Here is a 17,442-nt window from a genome sequence, read left to right on the forward strand (position 1 = left end):
GGACCCCGATCCGTGCAATTTTGCAAAATGGGTGTCGAGATTTCGAGAATGGTAGCAGAACTACGCGATCCGTACGGTTTTCGGCAAGGCAATAGTGCCTTCCAGGAGGAAACCATGACCGTGCAGCAACCGATTTTCGATCCGGTCAAGTTCAAGGACACCACCCGAAAGCAATGGGACAGCGCCGCCGAAGCCTGGAACCGCTGGAGTCCCCTGTTGACCCGCTGGCTGGGGCCTGCCACCGAACTGATGCTTGATATGACCGATATCGGCAAGGGCAGCCGCGTCCTCGATGTCGCCGCCGGTGCCGGAGAACAGACGCTGACCGCCGCGCGGCGCGTGGGGCCGACGGGCTATGTGCTGGCCACCGACATCTCGCCGGGCATTCTCGACTTTGCCGCCAGCAACGCCAAGCTGGCCGGCCATGCCAATGTCGGCACGGTCGTTGCCGACGGCGAAATGCTGGATGCCATATCAGCCCAACCGTTCGACGCAGTGATCTCGCGCGTCGGGCTGATCTATTTTCCCGACCAGAACCGGGCGCTGGGCGGCATGCGCGATCATCTCAAGCCGGGCGGCAAGGTCGGCGCCATCGTCTATTCCACCGCCGACAGGAACCCGTTCTTCTCGATCCCGGTCGGCATCATCCGCCGCCGCGCCGCCCTGCCCGCGCCCCTGCCCGGCCAGCCCGGACCGTTCAGCCTGGGCGACCCGGCGGTGCTTGCCAAACGCCTGACCGATGCCGGTTTCCATGACGTGCGCATCGAAAAGGTCAACGCGCCGGTGCGGCTGCAATCGGCGCTGGAATGCCTGCAGTTCGAGCAGGAGTCTTTCGGCGCCCTGCACCAGATGCTGGCCGGCCTTTCGCCCAGCGAGCAGGACGACGCCTGGACGGAGATCGAGACTGCGCTTGGCCAGTTCGAGCATGACGGACAATTCGAGGGGCCGTGCGAAATGCTCGTCGCCGCCGCGACCAGATAGTCGGCCCGGCTTGAGCAAGACCGGATGCGCGTGATAGCCAAGGCGTCGGCAAGCCCGACCACGCACCAAACGACCGTGTCGGCGGCAGGCCCGCCGGCACGTACCCCAACCGGACACATCGTCCGGAAAGCAGGACATGACACCACACCAGCCACGAACCGCGGGCAAGCCAGCCGGCGTCAGCCTGAACCGGGCGCTGTCGAAGCTTGGCCTGTGCTCGCGCACGCAGGCCGAGGTGCTGATCGCCGAAGGCCGCGTGCGCGTCGGCGGCAAGGTGGTGCGCGATGCAGCACTGCGCGTCGACCTCAACCGCGACCGCATCGTCGTCGACGACAGGTCGGTGGTTGCCGAGCGCAAGGTCTATCTCATGCTCAACAAGCCACGCGGTCTGGTCACCACCCGCGACGACCCGCAACAGCGCGGCACCGTCTATGCCTGCCTGGAAGGGCTCGACCTGCCCTTCGTCTCGCCGGTCGGCCGTCTCGACAAGGCGAGCGAAGGCCTGCTGCTGATGACCAACGACACCCGGTTTGCCAACCGCCTGATGGACCCGGCCTCGCATTTGCCCAAGACCTATCACGTGCAGATCGGCACGGTGCCCGACGAGGCGATGCTGGACAAGTTCCGCGCGGGCGTGACCGTCGACGGCGAGACCCTGAGCGCCAGCTCGATCGAACTGTTGCGCAGCGGCGGCCGCACCGCCTGGCTGGAGATCGTGCTCGACGAAGGCCGCAACCGCCACATCCGCCGCCTGCTCGCCGCGCACGGCATCGAAGTGCTGCGCCTCATCCGCATCGCCATCGGCAGCCTGCCGCTCGGCGACCTCGCCAAAGGCACGGCACGGCATCTGACGCCGGAGGAACTGGCGCTGCTGGCGGGGTGAGCTTCACCATCGCGGCCCCGGAGATTGGTTGAAGCATCCTCCCTTCGTCATCCTAGGGCGAAGCAGCCGCGAAGCGGCGTCGCGGAGACCCTGGGATCCATGCCGGGACTCCGCTCGAAGAGTGCAGCGGAGCGTAATTCTGTACTGCGGCGGCGCTCGCATGTCGCGGCAGGATCCTGGGGTCTGCGCCGCGTCGCTGCGCTCCTTGCTACGCCCCAGGATGACGAAACGATAAACGCCGCAGAAAAAACTTTCGCCCCTCACCGATGATTTCTGCCCATCCCCACTGTCTTCACCTACAGGCACCGGAATCCTCCGGGCCGGAAAAGCGAGGTGATCCATGGGTTCGTTGCAAGGTCAGAATGTCGTCGTGGTCGGAGGCAGTCGGGGTGTCGGCCGCTCGATCGTGGAAGCCGCCTTCAGCGAGGGGGCGACGGTGCTCGCCGTTGCCCGCAGCGCGGCCGATCTGAAACAGCTCTCCTGGGAGCACCCCAGGGTGAAGACGCTTGCCGCAGACGCCACGCAGGAGGCAACGCCGAATGCGGTGTTCGCCGCCTTGCAACCGGACGTGCTGGTGATCTGCGCCGGGGCGCTTGCCCCGTCCGCGCCTATCCCGGAACAAAGCTGGGAGGACTTTTCCGCAAACTGGGACATGGACGTCAAGGCATCCTTCCTGTTCTGCAAGGCGGCACTCCAGGGCCGGCTGAAGCCGGGCAGCCGGGTGGTGCTGATCTCCAGTGGCGCGGCACTCAGCGGCGGGCCGCCGAATTCCGGCGGCTATTCCGGCGCCAAGCGCATGCAGATGTTTCTTGCTGGCCACTGCCAGAAGGAAGCGGACCAGCTGGGCCTTGATCTGCGCTTCATGGCGCTGGTGCCGATGCGCATCATGGCCGGCACCGGCGTCGGCCAGGGCGGCATCGATGGCATCTCGACCTATCTCGGCATCAGCCCGGCGGATTTCCTCGCCAGCATGACCGACGTGCAGACGCCGGCCGATGTCGGGCGCGCCGTGGTCACGCTCGCCGACGGCAAGCTGCAAGGCGTCTCCTTCACGGTGAGCGGCAGCGGCCTTGCGGCGGCGGCATGAGGCGCGCAGGATGCCAGCCGATCAGCACCGCAGGCTCGCTATGACAGATGCTCCCGGCCCGCTTGAGCCGCTGGGTCAGCCGATCCTCGATCGGCTGACCTTCGAGCGGCTGACAACGGCCCACCGCCGCGAACTCAAGCTGCACTGCTACCGGATGATGGGCTCGCTGCACGAGGCCGACGACCTCGTCCAGGAGACGTTTCTCAGGGCATGGCGCGGCCGCTCGCAATTCGACGGGCGCGGCTCGCCGCGCGGCTGGCTCTACACGATCGCCACCAACAGTTGCCTCAACGCCATCAAGGCGAGGTCGTCAGTGCATCGCATTCTCGAGCAGCCCGGACGGCCGCCGACCGAGGGGCGTGCCGCTGGCGGGCCCGCCGCCGAACTCGCCTGGCTGGAGCCATACCCGGACGCCGAACTGCCGGATCTTGTCGACGGCGAGCCCGGTCCGGACGCGCGCTACGAGACCCGCGAAGCCGTACAGCTCGCCTTCGTCGCCGCGATCCAGCTTCTGCCGCCCAGGCAGCGCGCCGCGCTGCTTCTGTGCGACGTGCTGGGCTGGTCGGCGCTCGAGACGGCGCACTTACTGGGCGGCACGACCGCTTCGATCAACAGCGCCCTGCAGCGCGCCCGCGCGACGCTGGCGATGCGCTATCCGCAGGGACGGCCCCTGCAGCGCGAGCGGCCAAACCGCGAGGAAAGCCTGCTGCTCGAACGCTACATGCAGGCCTGGCAGGCCGCCAATCTCGACCGCTTCATCGAGCTGCTGCGCGAGGACGCCACCTACCACATGCCGCCATGGCTGGACTGGTATCAGGGGCGCGAGGCGATCCGGGCTTTCTTCAAAACCGTCTGGGGCAATTTCGCCGGCTACCATGCGGTCGCGACGAGGGCCAACGGCCAACCCGCTTTCGCGGTCTATGCCCGGCGCCATCAGGAGCCCGAATGGCGCGCGCAGTCGCTGCATGTCATCGAACCGGCCGATGGCCGGATCGCCTCGCTGACGGTCTATGTCGGCCCGCTCGGGACCGAGCTGTTCGCCGCCTTCGGCCTGCCGGCCGTCTGGCCCGAGCCGAACAAATGATCGTCGCATCCATCTCCTGACGGAAAGCTGTCAGGAGGCCGGGCCTATAGATCGGTCATGGGCCGGGCCGCGGCTCCAGCAATCCAGGAGCAAAACAATGAATTTCGTCTCTGTCCGCATCATCACGTCGGACGTCCAGCGTCTCGTGCACTTCTATGGCGAGATCACCGGCATGCCCGTGACGGTGTACACGGAAGACTTCGCGGAACTGGCGACACCGGCCTGCACGCTGGCGATCGGCAGCACGCGCACCTTGATGCTGTTCGGCGGCGACATCGCCCGCCCCGCCGACAACCACACGGCCATCATCGAATTCCGCGTCGGCGACGTCGATGCGGAATTCGCCAGGCTCTCGGACCTCCTCAGGGATGTTACGGTGCAGAAGCCGACCACCATGCCCTGGGGCAATCGCTCGCTGCTGTTCCGCGACCCGGACGGCAATCTGGTGAATTTCTTCACACCGGTGACCGCCGAGGCGATCAGGAAATTCGACAGATAGAATGGAAGCGGCGCTGCTGGCCGAAGCCGCCCTATTTCTGGTTCCATTTCCGAATGACCGGCTCGCTCAGGTCGTGCTCGTAGCCGAGCACGCTGATGCTGGCCGTATCCAGCACGAACAGCGCGCCGCCCTCCGGCGGCAAGCCGATCCAGCGCGCCGCCAGCACGCGCAAAAAATGTGCGCTGGAAAACACCAACATGTCGGCATTGGCCTCGCGCAGCCCGGCGACAATCCTGTCGGCCCGCGCGCCGACATCGGCCGCCATCTCGCCTTGCGGGCAACCATCGCGAAACACATTCCAGCCGGGACGGTCGGCCAGGATCTGTTTTGTCGTCAGCCCCTCATAGGCGCCGTAGTCCCATTCCTGCAGATCGTCCTTCTTGACGCTCTCGGCGTCGAAGCCGGCCAGCACGCTGGTGTTGTAGGCGCGCTGCGACGGGCTCGACCAGACGGCCGAAAACGACAGCCCCTTGAGCCGTTCGGCGACACCCCGCGCGGCGGCCTCGCCGGCCGGCGTCAACGGCATGTCGGTGCGGCCGGTATGCTGCCCCGAAAGGCTCCATGCCGTCTCGCCATGCCGGACCAGATGGATTTGGGGACACGCGCTGCTCATGGGATGCCTTTCAATGTCGCCCGCACCTTAGGGGACGATGCGGCAAAGGGGAATCCGGTTGGTTGGTACAAAACTGCGTGGTCGCCTGGCCCTGATCCGCATCGAGCCAAACCCTGTGATCAACCCTGCGCCGCAACTATATCAAGGTCAGCCTCACCAAGGCCCCCGCCACCACAAGGGCATCGGCCCTTGCACAACAGGTCGAGATCATCATGTACAAACATCTGCTCATCGCCACCGACGGATCGGAACTGGCCGACAAGGGCGTTGCCCACGGGCTCACATTGGCCAGCGGCCTTGGCGCCGCCGTCACCTTTGTCACGGTCTCGGAGCCGTTTCCCATCTTCGCCTGGGGCGGCGCCATGGCCGGCTATGCCGCCGGTGACGAACTGGTCGCCTACAAGGAAGAGGCGGGCCGCTATGCCAAGGAAGTGCTCGCCAAATGCAAGGCGTCGGCGGACGCGGCCGGCGTCTCCGCAGAAGTCGTGCATGTCGAGGACAAGCGGCCCGCCGAAGCCGTCCTGGAGCTGTCGCAGGCCCTGGGCTGCGACCTGATCGTCATGGCCTCGCATGGCCGCCGCGGACTGGGCAAGCTGCTTCTCGGCAGCCAGACGGCGGAAGTGCTGTCCTACACAGAAATCCCGGTTCTGGTGGTGCGGTAATAGATTGGCCCAGCGCGCTCCTCACATGCCCGTGAGGCTAAAGCGACAGGATTTATATTGTACGGATTCAATCCGTACTGTACAATAGAAGGCAAAGGAGATAGCCATGCCTCGCAACGTCAGTGACAACGGTCGAATCGATTTCCGGATTCCGCCCGAAGCGAAAGCCGTGATCGCACGTGCGGCGGCCTTGTCGAATGTCGGCCTGACCGAGTTCGTTACGCGCTCCGCACTGCGTGACGCCCAGGCTGCGATCGAACGCGCCGAACATCTTGCGCTGTCAGAACGGGACAGTCTGCGCGTCCTCGACCTACTTGAAAACCCGCCCTCCCCGACCAACCGCCTTATCCGCGCCGCCAAGGCCGGTCAGACTCTCGCGTGAACTCCATCACATGGCAAGAAGTGCCGATCGGTAGACAACATAACCGTGCCGCCTTCGATTGTGGCGACGCGGACCTCAACATCTATTTGCAGCGCTTCGCGCGTCAAAGTCATCAAAGCGGTGGCGCAAAAACTTTCGTCGCCGTGACGGCGCAAGATCCTTTGCACATCCTCGGGTTCTATTCTCTCAGCCCGGCTTCGATCGACTTTGCCAGGACCCCGGCAATCGCCAGACGCGGCCTTGGCCGCTATGACGTGCCGGTCTACCGTCTAGGTCGGCTCGCCGTAGACCGTACGATACAAGGGCGCGGTCTCGGCGGCGGTTTGCTGCTCGCCGCCGGGAAGCGCTGTATGGCAGTCGCGGAGGAAGTCGGCGGCGTTGCCTTGCTTATCGATGCCAAAGGTGACCAGGCTGCACACTGGTATGAGGGTTACGGTGCGGTCCGTCTCGATGACGCGCCGCTGTCCCTGGTCCTGCCTTTCGCCGCGATCGCCAAGGCGATAGCTGCATTCTGAACGCCTGCCGCAAGCTACAGAATACCGTCTCCCGCAAGATAGACCCCCAGCGCTAGCAACCCGACAAAGAACACCGTGCGGAAGGTCTCGACGCTCATCTTCTGGCGCAGCGCCTGGCCGGCGAACATGCCGGCCAGCGCCGGCGCCAATGCCACGATCGACCCCGCCAGTTGCACCGCCGGCGACGCCAGGGCGCCGGTCCTGAACAGCCCGATGGCGAGCGCTGCCGTCGACACGGTGAAGGACAGGCCGAGCGCCTGGATCAGGTCCTCCTTGTCCAGCCGCAGCGATTGCAGATAGGGCACCGCCGGGATGACGAAGACGCCGGTGGCGCCGGTGACCAGTCCGGTCGCCACGCCGACCAACGGTGACATCAAGGCCTCGTGGCGCGCCGGCGTGGTGAAGCCGGCCTTGGCGAGACCGAGGATTGCATAGAGCACCAGCGCCGCGCCCAGCCCCGCCGATGCCGCGCCCGTATGCGCGCCGGTCAGTAGGCCGGCACCAGTGACGGTGCCAAGCATCACGCCGGCCATCATCGTCCACAGCCGCTTGCACAGGCCGCCAAAGGACGGGCCGGTCAGCAATTGCCAGAGATTGGTGACCAGCGACGGGGTCAACAGCAAAGCGGCGGCCTGCGCCGGCGGCATCGTCACCGCCAGCAGGCCCATCGCCACGGTCGGCAGCCCCATGCCGACGACGCCCTTGACGAAGCCAGCGGCCAGGAAGACGGCGCCGATCCAGGCGAGGACCCCGGCGCTCAGCATGATCGCATCCTCAGGGTGGGATCAGTCATGCAGCAGCATGTCCGTGGCATCGGCCTCTGATGTGGCTTTTGCCGGTGCGGCATCGCGGCCGATGGGAGCGACCGTCGCCGCGCATCCCCGCAAACCGGACTCCGCCCGCGCCATGGCCAGGCATGCCACGGCGACGGCCAGCACGATCGCCATGCTTTCAAGAAGGTCGGGGCGGCCTGATACTCGTTCGCTCATCACAGATCTCCACGCAAAACTGTTTGACGAACATCTCGGCCGATCACAATGTGGAAGTTGCGCTGCCAGCCTTCGGCCAGGGCGAAGGCTGAAGCAAGGAGCCGACCGCGGTCGCCGAACCGTTTGCAGGAGCAAAAGAATGCGCTTTGACCTGGTCGATCTCAGGCTGTTCCTGCTGGTGGCCGAGCGCGGCAGCATCACCCATGGCGCCGAGCTTGCCGGGCTGGCCCTGGCGTCGGCCAGCGCCCGCATCAAGGGCATGGAGGAGCGGCTCGGCGCGCCGCTCTTGGAGCGCCGCCGCCGTGGCGTGGTGCCAACGGCCGCCGGCCAGGCGCTGCTGCACCATGCAAGGGCGGTGCAGAACCAGATCGAGGCGATGGCCGGCGACCTCGCCGCCTATGCCACGGGTCTGCGCGCCCGCGTACGGCTGATGGCCAACACCGCAGCCACAGCCGAGCTGCTGCGCGACATCCTGCCGGCTTTCCTTGTCGCTCATCCCCGGATCGACATCGATCTCGACGAGCACCCAAGCCACGAGATCGTCGAAGCCGTGGCCAGCGGTGCGGCCGATCTCGGCATCGCTGCAACCTGGGCCGGCCTTTCGCATCTCGAGCAGAAACCGTTCTTCACCGACCGGCTGGTGGTGATCGCCGCGCGGAACTGGCCCGGCCTAGCCGGCCTGCACACCACCAGCCTCACTGACGTCCTCAGCGAATCCTTTGTCGGCCTCAGCACCGGCCATGCGCTGCAGGAGCACATCACGCGCCGGGCGGCCCGCCTTGGCGGCCATCTGCATGTCCGCATCCGCGTGCCTGGCCTCGACAATGTCTGCCGGCTGGTCGCGCAAGGCGCCGGCATCGCCATCGTGCCGGAAAGTGCGGCGCGCCGCTCGGCACGCTCGCTGCGAAGCCTGCGGCTGACCGACGACTGGGCGACGCGCCAGCTCAACCTCTGCGCCCGCCGCTTCAACGAACTGACGCCACAGGCAAAACTGCTGGCGGCGGCGCTGGTCTGAAGTCGGACCAGCGACCGCAAGGCAGAGGCCGGCTGGCGCCGGCATCCCCATGAGCGCTGAAACATTGCCTTGCTTTTCAAATATCCGTGACGTAGCTTGTTTGCACATTGGCAAAAAAATCGCCAAAGTTTTTTCCTTTTGTGAAAGACGGGGACTTTGCGGGAACATCTCGATCTGACCGATCGGCGGCTGGTCAAACAGCTGTCGCAGGATGCACAGCCGGGCATCAACCGCATCGCCGAGATATTGGCGATTTCGGTGCCGACGGTGCGCACGCGGCTGCGTAACCTGCTCGACCGCAACCTGCTCAAGATCGTCGGCCTGCTGAACCTGACCGAGCGCCCCGAGCTGATCTCGGCCATTGTCGGCATCAATGCCCAAGGGCGCGGCCGAGCCCGCGAACTGGCGCAGCGCATTGCCGAACTGCCCTTCGTCAACTCGGCTTCGGTGGTCACCGGGCGCTTCGACATCATCGTCGACGTGACGGTGGCCGGCGACGTCGCCGATCTCTATCGCGTCACCAGCGAACTGATCCCCGGCGCCGGCGAGCCCGGCGAAGTCGTGCGCAGCGAGACCTTCGTGGTCATGGCATCATGCAACAAATGGGTCAGCCTGCCGGAAGGCTGCTGGTCGGACGACCGCAAGGAGCCGGCATGAAGATCGCGGTTCTCGGTGGCCTCGGCCTGCAAGGCCGGGCGGCAATCGCCGACCTCGTCGCCAGCGACGACGTCGAGCAAGTGGTTTGCGTCGACACCGCAGCGGACGGCCCGGCCCGGCTTGCCGGCCTGACCGATCTTGCCCGTGTGCGCTTCGTCGTACCAGAGGGCGCGATCGGCCCGGCTCTGGCCACTGTGCTGGATGATGTCGACGCCGTCATCGACCTGTTGCCGCAGCCGCTGATGCGCGAGGCGGTGCAGGCCGCGATCGCCACCCGCACGCCGCTGGTCACCACAAATTACGCCAAGTCGATCGCCGACCTGGCGCCGGCCGCCGAACAGGCCGGCGTCCCGATCATGACCGAATGCGGGCTCGACCCCGGCATCGACCTCGTGCTCTACGCGCGCGCCGCCAGGCAGTTCGACTCGATTTCCTCGATCGATTCCTATTGCGGCGGCATCCCCGAGCCGAAGGCGATGGCCAAACCGCTGTGCTACAAGGTGAGCTGGAATTTTGACATGGTCCTGGTCAGCCAGAACCGCGACAGCGTGATGATCGAGGACGGAAAACGCGTCGCGGTGCCGGCCGGCCAGCAGCACGACAATCCATTCATCCATGAGATCGAGGTCGCCGGCCTCGGCAAGCTGGAAGCCTTCCCCAATGGCGATGCGCTGCATTATGTCGAGATGCTGGACGCCGCCAAGGGGTTGCGCCGCTCCGGCCGCTACACGCTGCGCTGGCCGGGATGGTCGGCCTTCTGGGCGCCGCTGAAGGAGCTCGGCTTCCTCTCTGAAGACAAGGTGCCTGGCACCGGCAACAGCCCGCGCGAATTCCTCGGCCGTCTGCTCGGCCCGCAACTGCAATATGGTCCCGGCGAGAAGGACCTGTGCGTGATGCGCAATGTCTTTTCCGGCCTCGAAGGCGGCCGGGCCAAGACGGTGACGTCGGACCTGATCATCGAGCGGGACCTGGCTTCCGGCCTGTTCGGCATGAGCCTCGGCGTCGGCTATCCCGCCAGCATCGTGGCGCAGATGCTGGCGCGTGGCGAGATCACCAAACCCGGCCTGCTCAACCCGCTGCTGGACGTGCCCGACATCAGGTTCTTCGATGAACTGGCCAAGCGTGGCATCACGGTTTCCGAGACGGTGGCACGGGACTGAGGAGAAAAGATTTTCGAACGGTGGCTGCCGTCGGCAACGGCGCTGCCGCTCAAAAAGCACCCCCAGGGGTGAAAAACAACGTGGAACAATAAAACAAGGAGGAATACCGAAATGAAGATTGCCAGACTTTTCATCGCCGGACTTGCACTCGCCGGGCTCACTGCCGCTGCCAGTGCCGGTACGCTCGACGACATCACCAAGCGCGGCGAGTTGCGCGTCGCCGTGCAGACTCAAGGGCCTCCCTTCTCGCTGGTCGGCGCCAATGGCGAACGCACCGGCAGTTCGGTGGAACTCGCCGAACTGATGGCCAAGGAAATGGGCGTCAAGATCACCTTCCTCGACTTCGACTGGGATGGCCTGATCCCGGCGCTCTTGTCGGGCAAGGCCGACCTGCTGGTCGCCGACATGACACCAACGCTGGCGCGCGGCATGAAGGTCGCCTTCACCACGCCTTACATGTATACGGGCAGCACCGTCTTCACCAAGGCCGACAGCAAGTTCAAGACCACCGAGGACTGCAAGGCCAAGGGCACCAAGATCGCCGTGCTGCTCGGCGCCACCGGCGAAAAGGAAGCCAAGACCGCCTTCCCCGATGCCGACATCAAGAGCTACAAGGGCGGCGGTCCGCTGCTGCTCGACGCCGTCAACAACGGCCAGGCCGACTGCGGCGTCAACGACGTTTCGGCGGTCAAGGGCCAGTCGACAGCCTATCCGGCCGGCACCTTCACCATCATGCCGGACCTCCTGTCGAAGGAGCCGCTTGCCTTCGCCACCCGCTATGACGAGCCGGACCTGTTGATCTGGATGAACCTGTTCCTCAACCAGGTCAGCATCGACGGCCGCCTGCAGAAGAACCTCGACTACTGGGTCAATTCCGACGCCTGGAAGAAAGACCACTGAGGAATTAGCGAGTAGGGAGTAGCGAGTAGGGAATGGCCGTTCCGGCCATACTTTGCTGCTCCCTAATTCCCTACTCCCTATTCGCTATTCGCTATTCGCCCTTCCCGTGCTCCGGGGATTCACCCAACGATGCTCGAGAATTTCAGTTTCCGCACCATTGTCGAATATCTGCCGCTGTTCGGGCAGGGCCTGGTCACGACCGTCTGGCTGTCGACGCTGTCCTTTGTCGGCGCGCTCATCGTCGGTATCGTGCTGTGCGCCATGAACCTGCAGCGCGGCTGGCTGTTTCGCGTGCCGGCCAAGGCCTATATCGATGCCGTGCGCGCCACGCCCTTGCTGGCGCAGCTCTATTTCCTCTATTTCGGCCTGCCCCGGCTCGGCTTCGTGTTGCCGGAATTGGTCGTCGGCATCCTGGCGCTGTCGCTGAACAGCGGCGCCTATATTGCTGAAATCATTCGCGCCGGCATCCTGTCGATCCCGCGCGGCCAGGTCGAGGCCAGCGTCGCTTCGGGCATGACCTATGTCCAGCGCATGCGCCTGGTCGTCCTGCCGCAAGCCTTCAAGGTGACGATCCCGCCGCTGCTCGGCCAGGCGATCGTGCTGGTCAAGGATTCGGCCCTTTTGTCGCTGATCTCGGTTTCCGAACTGACCCGCGCCGGTCAATTGCTCGCCTCCGACCGCTTCATGCCGGCCGAAGGTTTCCTCACCATCGCCGCTTTCTATTTGCTGCTTTACTACGGACTGAAAGGACTGGCTGGCGTCTCCAGCCGCTGGCTCGGCACAGCGGGAGCGCGGACATGATCTGGCAACAACTGCAAAGCCTCGCCGGCTCCTATCCGCTGGCACTGCGCGGCCTCGGCATGACCGTGGTGCTGTCGCTGATCAGCCTGGTGCTCGGCACTCTGCTCGGCTTCGGCCTCGGCATCCTGCGCACCGGCGGCAACCGGCTGATCAGCAGCTTGATCGGCGCCTGGGTCGACCTGATCCGCGGCACACCATTCCTGGTGCAGATTTTTCTGATCTTCTTCATCCTGCCGGAGTTCGGCATCGAGCTCGATGCCTTCACCGCCGGCATCATCGCGCTGACCAATCTGGCCGCCTGCTTCATCTGCGAGATCGTCGTCGCCGGCATCCGCTCGGTGCCCACCGGCCAGGTCGAGGCAGCGCTGGCGTCCGGCCTGTCGCGCTGGCAGCGTATGCGCCAGGTGGTGCTGCCGCAGGCGATGCGCATCGTGCTGCCGCCGCTGGTCGGGCAGTATGTGCTGCTGATCAAGGATTCCTCCGTCGTCTCTGCCATCGGGTTGACCGACCTCACCCGCGTCGGCTGGCTGGTGGTGCAGCGTGTGCCCAACGGCCTGCTGGTCTTCTTCCTGGTCGGCGCCGGCTATTTCATCGTCTGCTATCCCCTGATCATGCTGGCCCGCCGGCTCGAACGGCGCATGGGTGCGGCGCATGGCGAGGTGCAGATATGACATCGAACTCCAAAGGTCCGGCAGCTATGACCAAACCAAACCTGACCAAAACCGGCATGATCGACTTTCGCGGCGTCAACAAATGGTTCGGCGCACTCAACGTGCTGAAGGACATCACGCTGAGCGTCGAACCGCGCGAAGTGGTCGTCGTCTGCGGCCCGAGCGGCTCCGGCAAGAGCACGCTGATCCGCTGCGTCAACGGCCTGGAGGCGATCAAGGACGGCGACCTCGTCGTCGACGGCCAGCGCCTCGGCGACCCCGCCACCAACATGACGCAGCTGCGCACCGAGATCGGCTTCGTCTTCCAGTCGTTCAACCTCTACCCGCACAAGACAGCACTCGAAAATGTCACGCTCGCGCCCATCCATGTCCGCAAGATCCCGCGCGCTGAAGCCGAAAAGGCCGGCCGCGAATTGCTGGCCAAGGTTGGCCTCGCCGACAAGGTCAATGCCTATCCCGCACAGCTCTCCGGCGGCCAGCAGCAGCGCGTGGCGATCGCGCGTTGCCTCGGCATGCGCCCGAAGATAATGCTGTTCGACGAGCCGACCTCGGCGCTCGACCCCGAGATGATTTCCGAAGTGCTCGACGTGATGGTCGCGGTCGCCGAGGAAGGCATGACCATGATGGTGGTGACCCACGAGATGGGCTTTGCCCGCAAGGTCGCCCAGCGCGTGGTCTTCATGGACGCCGGCGCCATCGTCGAAAGCGGCACGCCGGAAGAATTCTTCTCGCACCCCAAGACCGACCGCAGCCGGGCTTTCCTGAGCAAGATTCTAAGGCATTGAGGCGCACTGACTGCGCGGGTTCCTGTAGAGAACGCACTTCGCCCGTCACAGATGTCGTTCAACGTCCATTCGTTGGTGCAGGATGCGGATAACGTCCAGGGTGCTTTCGGATTGACGGAAGAAAACGAAATGCTGGCCGACTGGGTATTTGAAGTACCCCTCGCGCACATCGGTGCGGCGGCCGGTTTTAACGCCGCGGGCCAAGGCTTCGATAGCATCGATCAAATCGTGGTGGTACCGATCGGCTTGTTCCAGCGACCAGTGTTTGAACGTGTAGAGCCAGATATCTTCCAGGTCAGCTTCAGCCAGCGGCGAGAGCCGATACTGGCGGCTCTCATCTGGCATGCTTGGCCCGCATTTTGCTCAGGAATGCGGTGCTGTCGAAGGCTACGGGTGCGCCAGATTCCTCGCCGGCGATGAGGGCGTTCTGCAAGGCACGGACCTTGGCCTCATGCTCTTCGAGCAACCGCAGGCCGGCACGCACGACATCACTTGCCGAACCGTAACGGCCTGTCTGAACCTGCGTATCGATGAAACCGGCGAAATGGTCGCCAAGGGAAACAGAGGTGTTTCGGGGCATAGTCTCCATCCTAAGGTGGTGACATCAATATATACCAAAAATTGGTATATATCCATAACTCTGACCCCGGAAGGGTAAGATGCCAAGTCGCTCTGCCATCGCGGATATCCTGATTCAAGCCGCCTCTCCCGGATTGCCGCCAATCGCAAACGCGACCCGGACGCCGCGCCGCCTCAGCAGCGCGATGGCGAGGAAGGCGATGACGCCGCTTGCGGCGACGACCACCAGCACCCACAGCGAATTGGCGACGGATGTCCGCGCCATCATAAAGGCGAGCGCGAAGGGCGCGAAGGCCGAGGTGAACTGACGCGCAGCGCTCGCCCATCCCAGCCGCGCGCCATAGCCTTCGCGGCCGAAGAGTTCGAGCGGCAAGGTGCCGCCGACGATGCTGGCGAGGCCGGAACCGAGGCCGAACAGGAACACGAACACGAAGGCGCCGGGCAGCCATGGCGTGGTCAGCAACAGCGCGCACAGCCCGGCCGTGAGCAGCGATGCGGCAATGACGGCAAGGTGCGTCTGCTGCAGCCGCCCGCCGAACAGCATGTTGATCAGCCGGCTGGCGACCTGGGCCGGCCCGAACAGGGTCGAAACGAAGAGGCCGGCGGTGCCCAGCCCAAGGGCCGCCGTCAGCGGCACCATGTGGATGAGGATCGCCGACAGCACGAAGCCCTCGGAGGCGAACCCCGCCAGCATGAGCAGGAATGCGGCCCGGCCGCGCCGCGGATCGAGCGGCGCGCCCGCTTCCGGGGCCGGCCCGCGCTCTTGGCTCGCGGCCGTGGCGTGGCGGCGCGACAGGCGCATCAGCCAGGCGTGGATCGGCAGGCAGAGGCCTAGATTGAGCGCCGCGAACAAAAGATAGACCTCGCGCCATGTCAGATGGGCATGCAGCGCCGAGGTCAGCGGCCAGAACAGGGTCGAGGCGAACCCGGCGATGAGCGTCAGGTGGGTGATGCTGCGTTGCGGCCGGGGAACCCCGATCTGCACGATCGCCACGAAGGCGGCGCTGTAGAGGACGAAACTGGAAGCCAGCTCCATTGCCAGCAATGCCAGGACGAAGGTCACGCGGCCGGGCGCGACGGCGCACAGCGCCAGCGCCATGGCTGCCGCGACCGAACCGACGGTCATGATGAGCCCGGCGCCGAAGCGATCGGCCCAACGCCCGGCCGTCGGCGCGAACAGGCTGCCGGCAAACAGCGAGGCCGACAGCGCGCCGAACACCCAGCCTTCCGTCAGGCCGAACTCCCTGGCCATTGCCGGCGCCAGGATCGAGAAGCTGTAGAAGAGCGTGCCGTAGCCGACGATCTGGGTCAGCCCGAGCGCCCAGATCGCTTTGCGCAGGACGGACCCGTCAGGCATCGACGCCGGCCGCCATCGTCTCTCGCGTCTCGGTGCTGGCCGGCGCGGTTGCGCAGCCGCAGCCCGATGCGCCCTTTGCCTTGGCATGCGCATCCTCGACACAGCAGGCATCGACATTGGCGGGCGCAGGCCCGCCGCAGCAGCCGGCGCTTTCCGATGCCGTCACGACGCCGACGGCGCTGCACACGCCGGTCTCCGGCAGCACCAGCCGCACCTCGCGGGCCGCGGCATGGTCTCCGGCAATGTCGGCGACCACCGAGCGGACCTGCTCATAGCCGGTCGCCATCAGGAAGGTCGGGGCGCGGCCGTAGGATTTCGAGCCGACGATGGTGAAGCCGGGCTCGGGATGGGCGAGTTCCCCGATGCCATGCGCGGGAACCGTGCCGCATGAGTGAAAGTTCGGATCGATCAGCGGCGCCAGCGCCGGCGGCGCTTCGACGGCGGGATCGAGCGCGATGCGGATTTCGCTCAGGAACGACAAATCGGGCCGGAAACCCGTGGTGACGACGATGCGGTCGACGGTCAGGCTGAACGGCTTGCCGGCAAGGTGAGCATCGACGACGAGTCCCTCGCCTTGCGTCTCGATGCGGTCGACGGCGAAGGGCGCCAGCATGTTCAGCTTGCCGTCGGCCATCGCCTGTTTGGCGGCCAGCCCAAGCGCGCCGCGTTCCGGCAACTGGTCGTTCAGCCCGCCGCCAAGCAATCTGTCGACGCTGGCGTGGCGCAGCGCCCAGAATATCTCGGTGCCATGTGCCGCATCCTGCAATTCCATCAGCGCCAGGGCGACGTTGATGGCCGAATGCCCGCCGCCGATGACCAGGACGCGCTTGCCCGCATAATCATCTCTCGCCTCGCCAACCACGTCGGGAATGCCATAGGCGATGCGCGCCGACGCCGCGCCTTCGCCGGGAACCGGCAGCCCGTCGACGCCGATCGGGTTTGGCCGCCACCATGTTCCGGACGCGTCGATGACGGCGCGCGCGACAACGCGGTGCTCGCCGCCGGCATCGCGATAGCGGATGACGAAGGGCGCATCGTTGCGGCCGTCATTGGCGACCTTGTCGTGTCCCTGACGGGTGATCGCGGTGACCTCGGCGCCAAGCTTCAAATTGGCGGCGATCGCGGGAAGCCGGCCAAGCGGCGCCAGGTAGTCGCGCACGATCTCGCCACCGGTCGGCAGGCCGCGCATATCAGGCGCCGTCCAGCCGGAGCGGTCGAGCAGCGCCCGAGCCGCCGCGTCGATGTTGTATTCCCACGGCGAAAACACCCGCACATGGCCCCATTCGAGCAGTGCCGCACCCACGCTTTCGCCGCGCTCCAGGACGAGCGGACGGATGCCGCGCTCGACCAGATGCGCCGCGGCGGCCAGCCCGACCGGGCCGGCACCGATCACCGCGACCGGAAGGTTTTCCATCATGTCCATAGGTTCGATCCTTCCGGTATCTTCGAATTACAGGCGCAAAAAAATCAAGCCAGTGCTTTGCCGGCGGCGGGCGCGCAAGTGGCGTCGGCGCAGCACTCGTCGGCGAGATAGCCGATCAGCGCATTCATGCCGGGATAGTTGGCGCGGCAGATCAGCGTCGTCGCTTGCCGCTCCTGCGTGACAAGACCGGTGTCGACCAGCCGCTTGAGGTGATGCGACAGCGTCGAGGACGGAATGTCGAGCTTGCCCTGGACATTGCCGACGGCAAGCCCGTCATCGCCGGCGCGCACCAGGATACGATAGAGCTGAAGCCGCGTCGGATTGCCGAGCGCTTCGAGCTGGGCGGCTGCTTTTTCGAGTTTCATGGAAATAAGCTACGCGACACTTTTCGCGCCGTCA

The 17,442-nt window shown here is 65.4% G+C and carries 23 protein-coding genes; 15 read left to right on the forward strand and 8 right to left on the reverse strand.

Annotated elements, in window-relative coordinates:
* The first annotated feature begins 114 nt into the window (after positions 1-114).
* From ACFOJ9_RS22680 to ACFOJ9_RS22700, 5 genes are all read left to right on the forward strand, one after another.
* Positions 115-981: a class I SAM-dependent methyltransferase gene (locus ACFOJ9_RS22680; RefSeq protein ID WP_378981485.1), complete on the forward strand. Its 867-nt coding sequence runs from the start codon at positions 115-117 to the stop codon at positions 979-981.
* Positions 982-1,117: 136 nt separating this feature from the next.
* Complete coding sequence (locus ACFOJ9_RS22685; protein ID WP_378981487.1) at positions 1,118-1,864, forward strand: pseudouridine synthase; 747 nt, start codon at positions 1,118-1,120, stop codon at positions 1,862-1,864.
* Positions 1,865-2,204: 340 nt separating this feature from the next.
* The gene (locus ACFOJ9_RS22690) at positions 2,205-2,951 is read left to right on the forward strand and encodes an SDR family NAD(P)-dependent oxidoreductase (RefSeq protein WP_378981489.1); all 747 of its coding nucleotides are present in this window, start codon (positions 2,205-2,207) and stop codon (positions 2,949-2,951) included.
* Between the two features lie 40 nt (positions 2,952-2,991).
* On the forward strand, positions 2,992-4,035 hold the full coding sequence (locus tag ACFOJ9_RS22695) for an RNA polymerase subunit sigma-70 (RefSeq protein ID WP_378981491.1): 1,044 nt from the start codon (positions 2,992-2,994) through the stop codon (positions 4,033-4,035).
* Positions 4,036-4,132: 97 nt separating this feature from the next.
* Entirely contained in the window at positions 4,133-4,534 is a 402-nt protein-coding gene (locus ACFOJ9_RS22700; RefSeq protein ID WP_378981493.1) for a VOC family protein, read from the forward strand.
* Between the two features lie 31 nt (positions 4,535-4,565).
* Here the strand turns inward: ACFOJ9_RS22700 and ACFOJ9_RS22705 are convergent, their stop codons facing one another.
* On the reverse strand, positions 4,566-5,147 hold the full coding sequence (locus tag ACFOJ9_RS22705; protein ID WP_378981495.1) for a histidine phosphatase family protein: 582 nt from the start codon (positions 5,145-5,147) through the stop codon (positions 4,566-4,568).
* Between the two features lie 212 nt (positions 5,148-5,359).
* Between ACFOJ9_RS22705 and ACFOJ9_RS22710 the strand changes: the two genes are divergently transcribed.
* The 3 genes from ACFOJ9_RS22710 to ACFOJ9_RS22720 all read left to right on the forward strand — a co-directional run bounded on the left by ACFOJ9_RS22710 (position 5,360) and on the right by ACFOJ9_RS22720 (position 6,706).
* Positions 5,360-5,809, forward strand: a complete 450-nt coding sequence (locus ACFOJ9_RS22710; RefSeq protein WP_378981497.1) for a universal stress protein — start codon at positions 5,360-5,362, stop codon at positions 5,807-5,809.
* Positions 5,810-5,915: 106 nt separating this feature from the next.
* Positions 5,916-6,191 (forward strand): type II toxin-antitoxin system TacA family antitoxin, encoded by a 276-nt coding sequence (locus tag ACFOJ9_RS22715; RefSeq protein ID WP_378981499.1) that lies wholly within the window; start codon positions 5,916-5,918, stop codon positions 6,189-6,191.
* Positions 6,188-6,706: a GNAT family N-acetyltransferase gene (locus ACFOJ9_RS22720; RefSeq protein WP_378981501.1), complete on the forward strand. Its 519-nt coding sequence runs from the start codon at positions 6,188-6,190 to the stop codon at positions 6,704-6,706. The genes ACFOJ9_RS22715 and ACFOJ9_RS22720 overlap by 4 nt, the downstream gene beginning before the upstream one ends.
* Positions 6,707-6,720: 14 nt before the next feature.
* Here ACFOJ9_RS22720 and ACFOJ9_RS22725 read toward each other — a convergent pair whose 3' ends face one another.
* Positions 6,721-7,470, reverse strand: a complete 750-nt coding sequence (locus tag ACFOJ9_RS22725) for a sulfite exporter TauE/SafE family protein (RefSeq protein ID WP_378981503.1) — start codon at positions 7,468-7,470, stop codon at positions 6,721-6,723.
* A 21-nt stretch (positions 7,471-7,491) separates the two neighbouring features.
* Entirely contained in the window at positions 7,492-7,695 is a 204-nt protein-coding gene (locus ACFOJ9_RS22730) for a hypothetical protein (RefSeq protein ID WP_378981505.1), read from the reverse strand.
* A gap of 139 nt (positions 7,696-7,834) precedes the next feature.
* Between ACFOJ9_RS22730 and ACFOJ9_RS22735 the strand changes: the two genes are divergently transcribed.
* From ACFOJ9_RS22735 to ACFOJ9_RS22765, 7 genes are all read left to right on the forward strand, one after another.
* Complete coding sequence (locus ACFOJ9_RS22735) at positions 7,835-8,710, forward strand: LysR substrate-binding domain-containing protein (RefSeq protein ID WP_378981507.1); 876 nt, start codon at positions 7,835-7,837, stop codon at positions 8,708-8,710.
* A gap of 156 nt (positions 8,711-8,866) precedes the next feature.
* Positions 8,867-9,367 carry an Lrp/AsnC family transcriptional regulator gene (locus ACFOJ9_RS22740; RefSeq protein ID WP_023813263.1) on the forward strand — a complete coding sequence of 167 codons (501 nt, stop codon included), beginning with the start codon at positions 8,867-8,869 and terminating at the stop codon, positions 9,365-9,367.
* Positions 9,364-10,527, forward strand: a complete 1,164-nt coding sequence (locus ACFOJ9_RS22745) for a saccharopine dehydrogenase family protein (protein ID WP_378981509.1) — start codon at positions 9,364-9,366, stop codon at positions 10,525-10,527. The genes ACFOJ9_RS22740 and ACFOJ9_RS22745 overlap by 4 nt, the downstream gene beginning before the upstream one ends.
* A 111-nt stretch (positions 10,528-10,638) precedes the next feature.
* Entirely contained in the window at positions 10,639-11,427 is a 789-nt protein-coding gene (locus tag ACFOJ9_RS22750) for an ABC transporter substrate-binding protein (protein ID WP_378981511.1), read from the forward strand.
* Between the two features lie 129 nt (positions 11,428-11,556).
* Entirely contained in the window at positions 11,557-12,228 is a 672-nt protein-coding gene (locus ACFOJ9_RS22755) for an amino acid ABC transporter permease (RefSeq protein WP_378981513.1), read from the forward strand.
* A complete protein-coding gene (locus ACFOJ9_RS22760) occupies positions 12,225-12,899 on the forward strand; it encodes an amino acid ABC transporter permease (protein WP_378981515.1) in 675 nt (224 codons plus the stop codon). The genes ACFOJ9_RS22755 and ACFOJ9_RS22760 overlap by 4 nt, the downstream gene beginning before the upstream one ends.
* 26 nt (positions 12,900-12,925) lie before the next feature.
* On the forward strand, positions 12,926-13,684 hold the full coding sequence (locus tag ACFOJ9_RS22765; protein WP_449288649.1) for an amino acid ABC transporter ATP-binding protein: 759 nt from the start codon (positions 12,926-12,928) through the stop codon (positions 13,682-13,684).
* A gap of 45 nt (positions 13,685-13,729) precedes the next feature.
* Here the strand turns inward: ACFOJ9_RS22765 and ACFOJ9_RS22770 are convergent, their stop codons facing one another.
* The 5 genes from ACFOJ9_RS22770 to ACFOJ9_RS22790 all read right to left on the reverse strand — a co-directional run bounded on the left by ACFOJ9_RS22770 (position 13,730) and on the right by ACFOJ9_RS22790 (position 17,408).
* Complete coding sequence (locus ACFOJ9_RS22770) at positions 13,730-14,029, reverse strand: type II toxin-antitoxin system RelE/ParE family toxin (RefSeq protein ID WP_378981517.1); 300 nt, start codon at positions 14,027-14,029, stop codon at positions 13,730-13,732.
* On the reverse strand, positions 14,019-14,264 hold the full coding sequence (locus tag ACFOJ9_RS22775; RefSeq protein ID WP_378981519.1) for a type II toxin-antitoxin system ParD family antitoxin: 246 nt from the start codon (positions 14,262-14,264) through the stop codon (positions 14,019-14,021). The genes ACFOJ9_RS22770 and ACFOJ9_RS22775 overlap by 11 nt, the downstream gene beginning before the upstream one ends.
* A 114-nt stretch (positions 14,265-14,378) precedes the next feature.
* Positions 14,379-15,620, reverse strand: a complete 1,242-nt coding sequence (gene arsK / locus ACFOJ9_RS22780; RefSeq protein ID WP_378981521.1) for an arsenite efflux MFS transporter ArsK — start codon at positions 15,618-15,620, stop codon at positions 14,379-14,381.
* On the reverse strand, positions 15,613-17,037 hold the full coding sequence (locus ACFOJ9_RS22785) for an NAD(P)-binding domain-containing protein (protein ID WP_378987981.1): 1,425 nt from the start codon (positions 17,035-17,037) through the stop codon (positions 15,613-15,615). The genes arsK and ACFOJ9_RS22785 overlap by 8 nt, the downstream gene beginning before the upstream one ends.
* A 50-nt stretch (positions 17,038-17,087) precedes the next feature.
* A complete protein-coding gene (locus ACFOJ9_RS22790; protein ID WP_378981523.1) occupies positions 17,088-17,408 on the reverse strand; it encodes an ArsR/SmtB family transcription factor in 321 nt (106 codons plus the stop codon).
* Positions 17,409-17,442: the final 34 nt, after the last annotated feature.

This window comes from Mesorhizobium cantuariense (assembly GCF_042647205.1).
GTDB classification, from domain to species: Bacteria; Pseudomonadota; Alphaproteobacteria; order Rhizobiales; family Rhizobiaceae; genus Mesorhizobium; species Mesorhizobium cantuariense.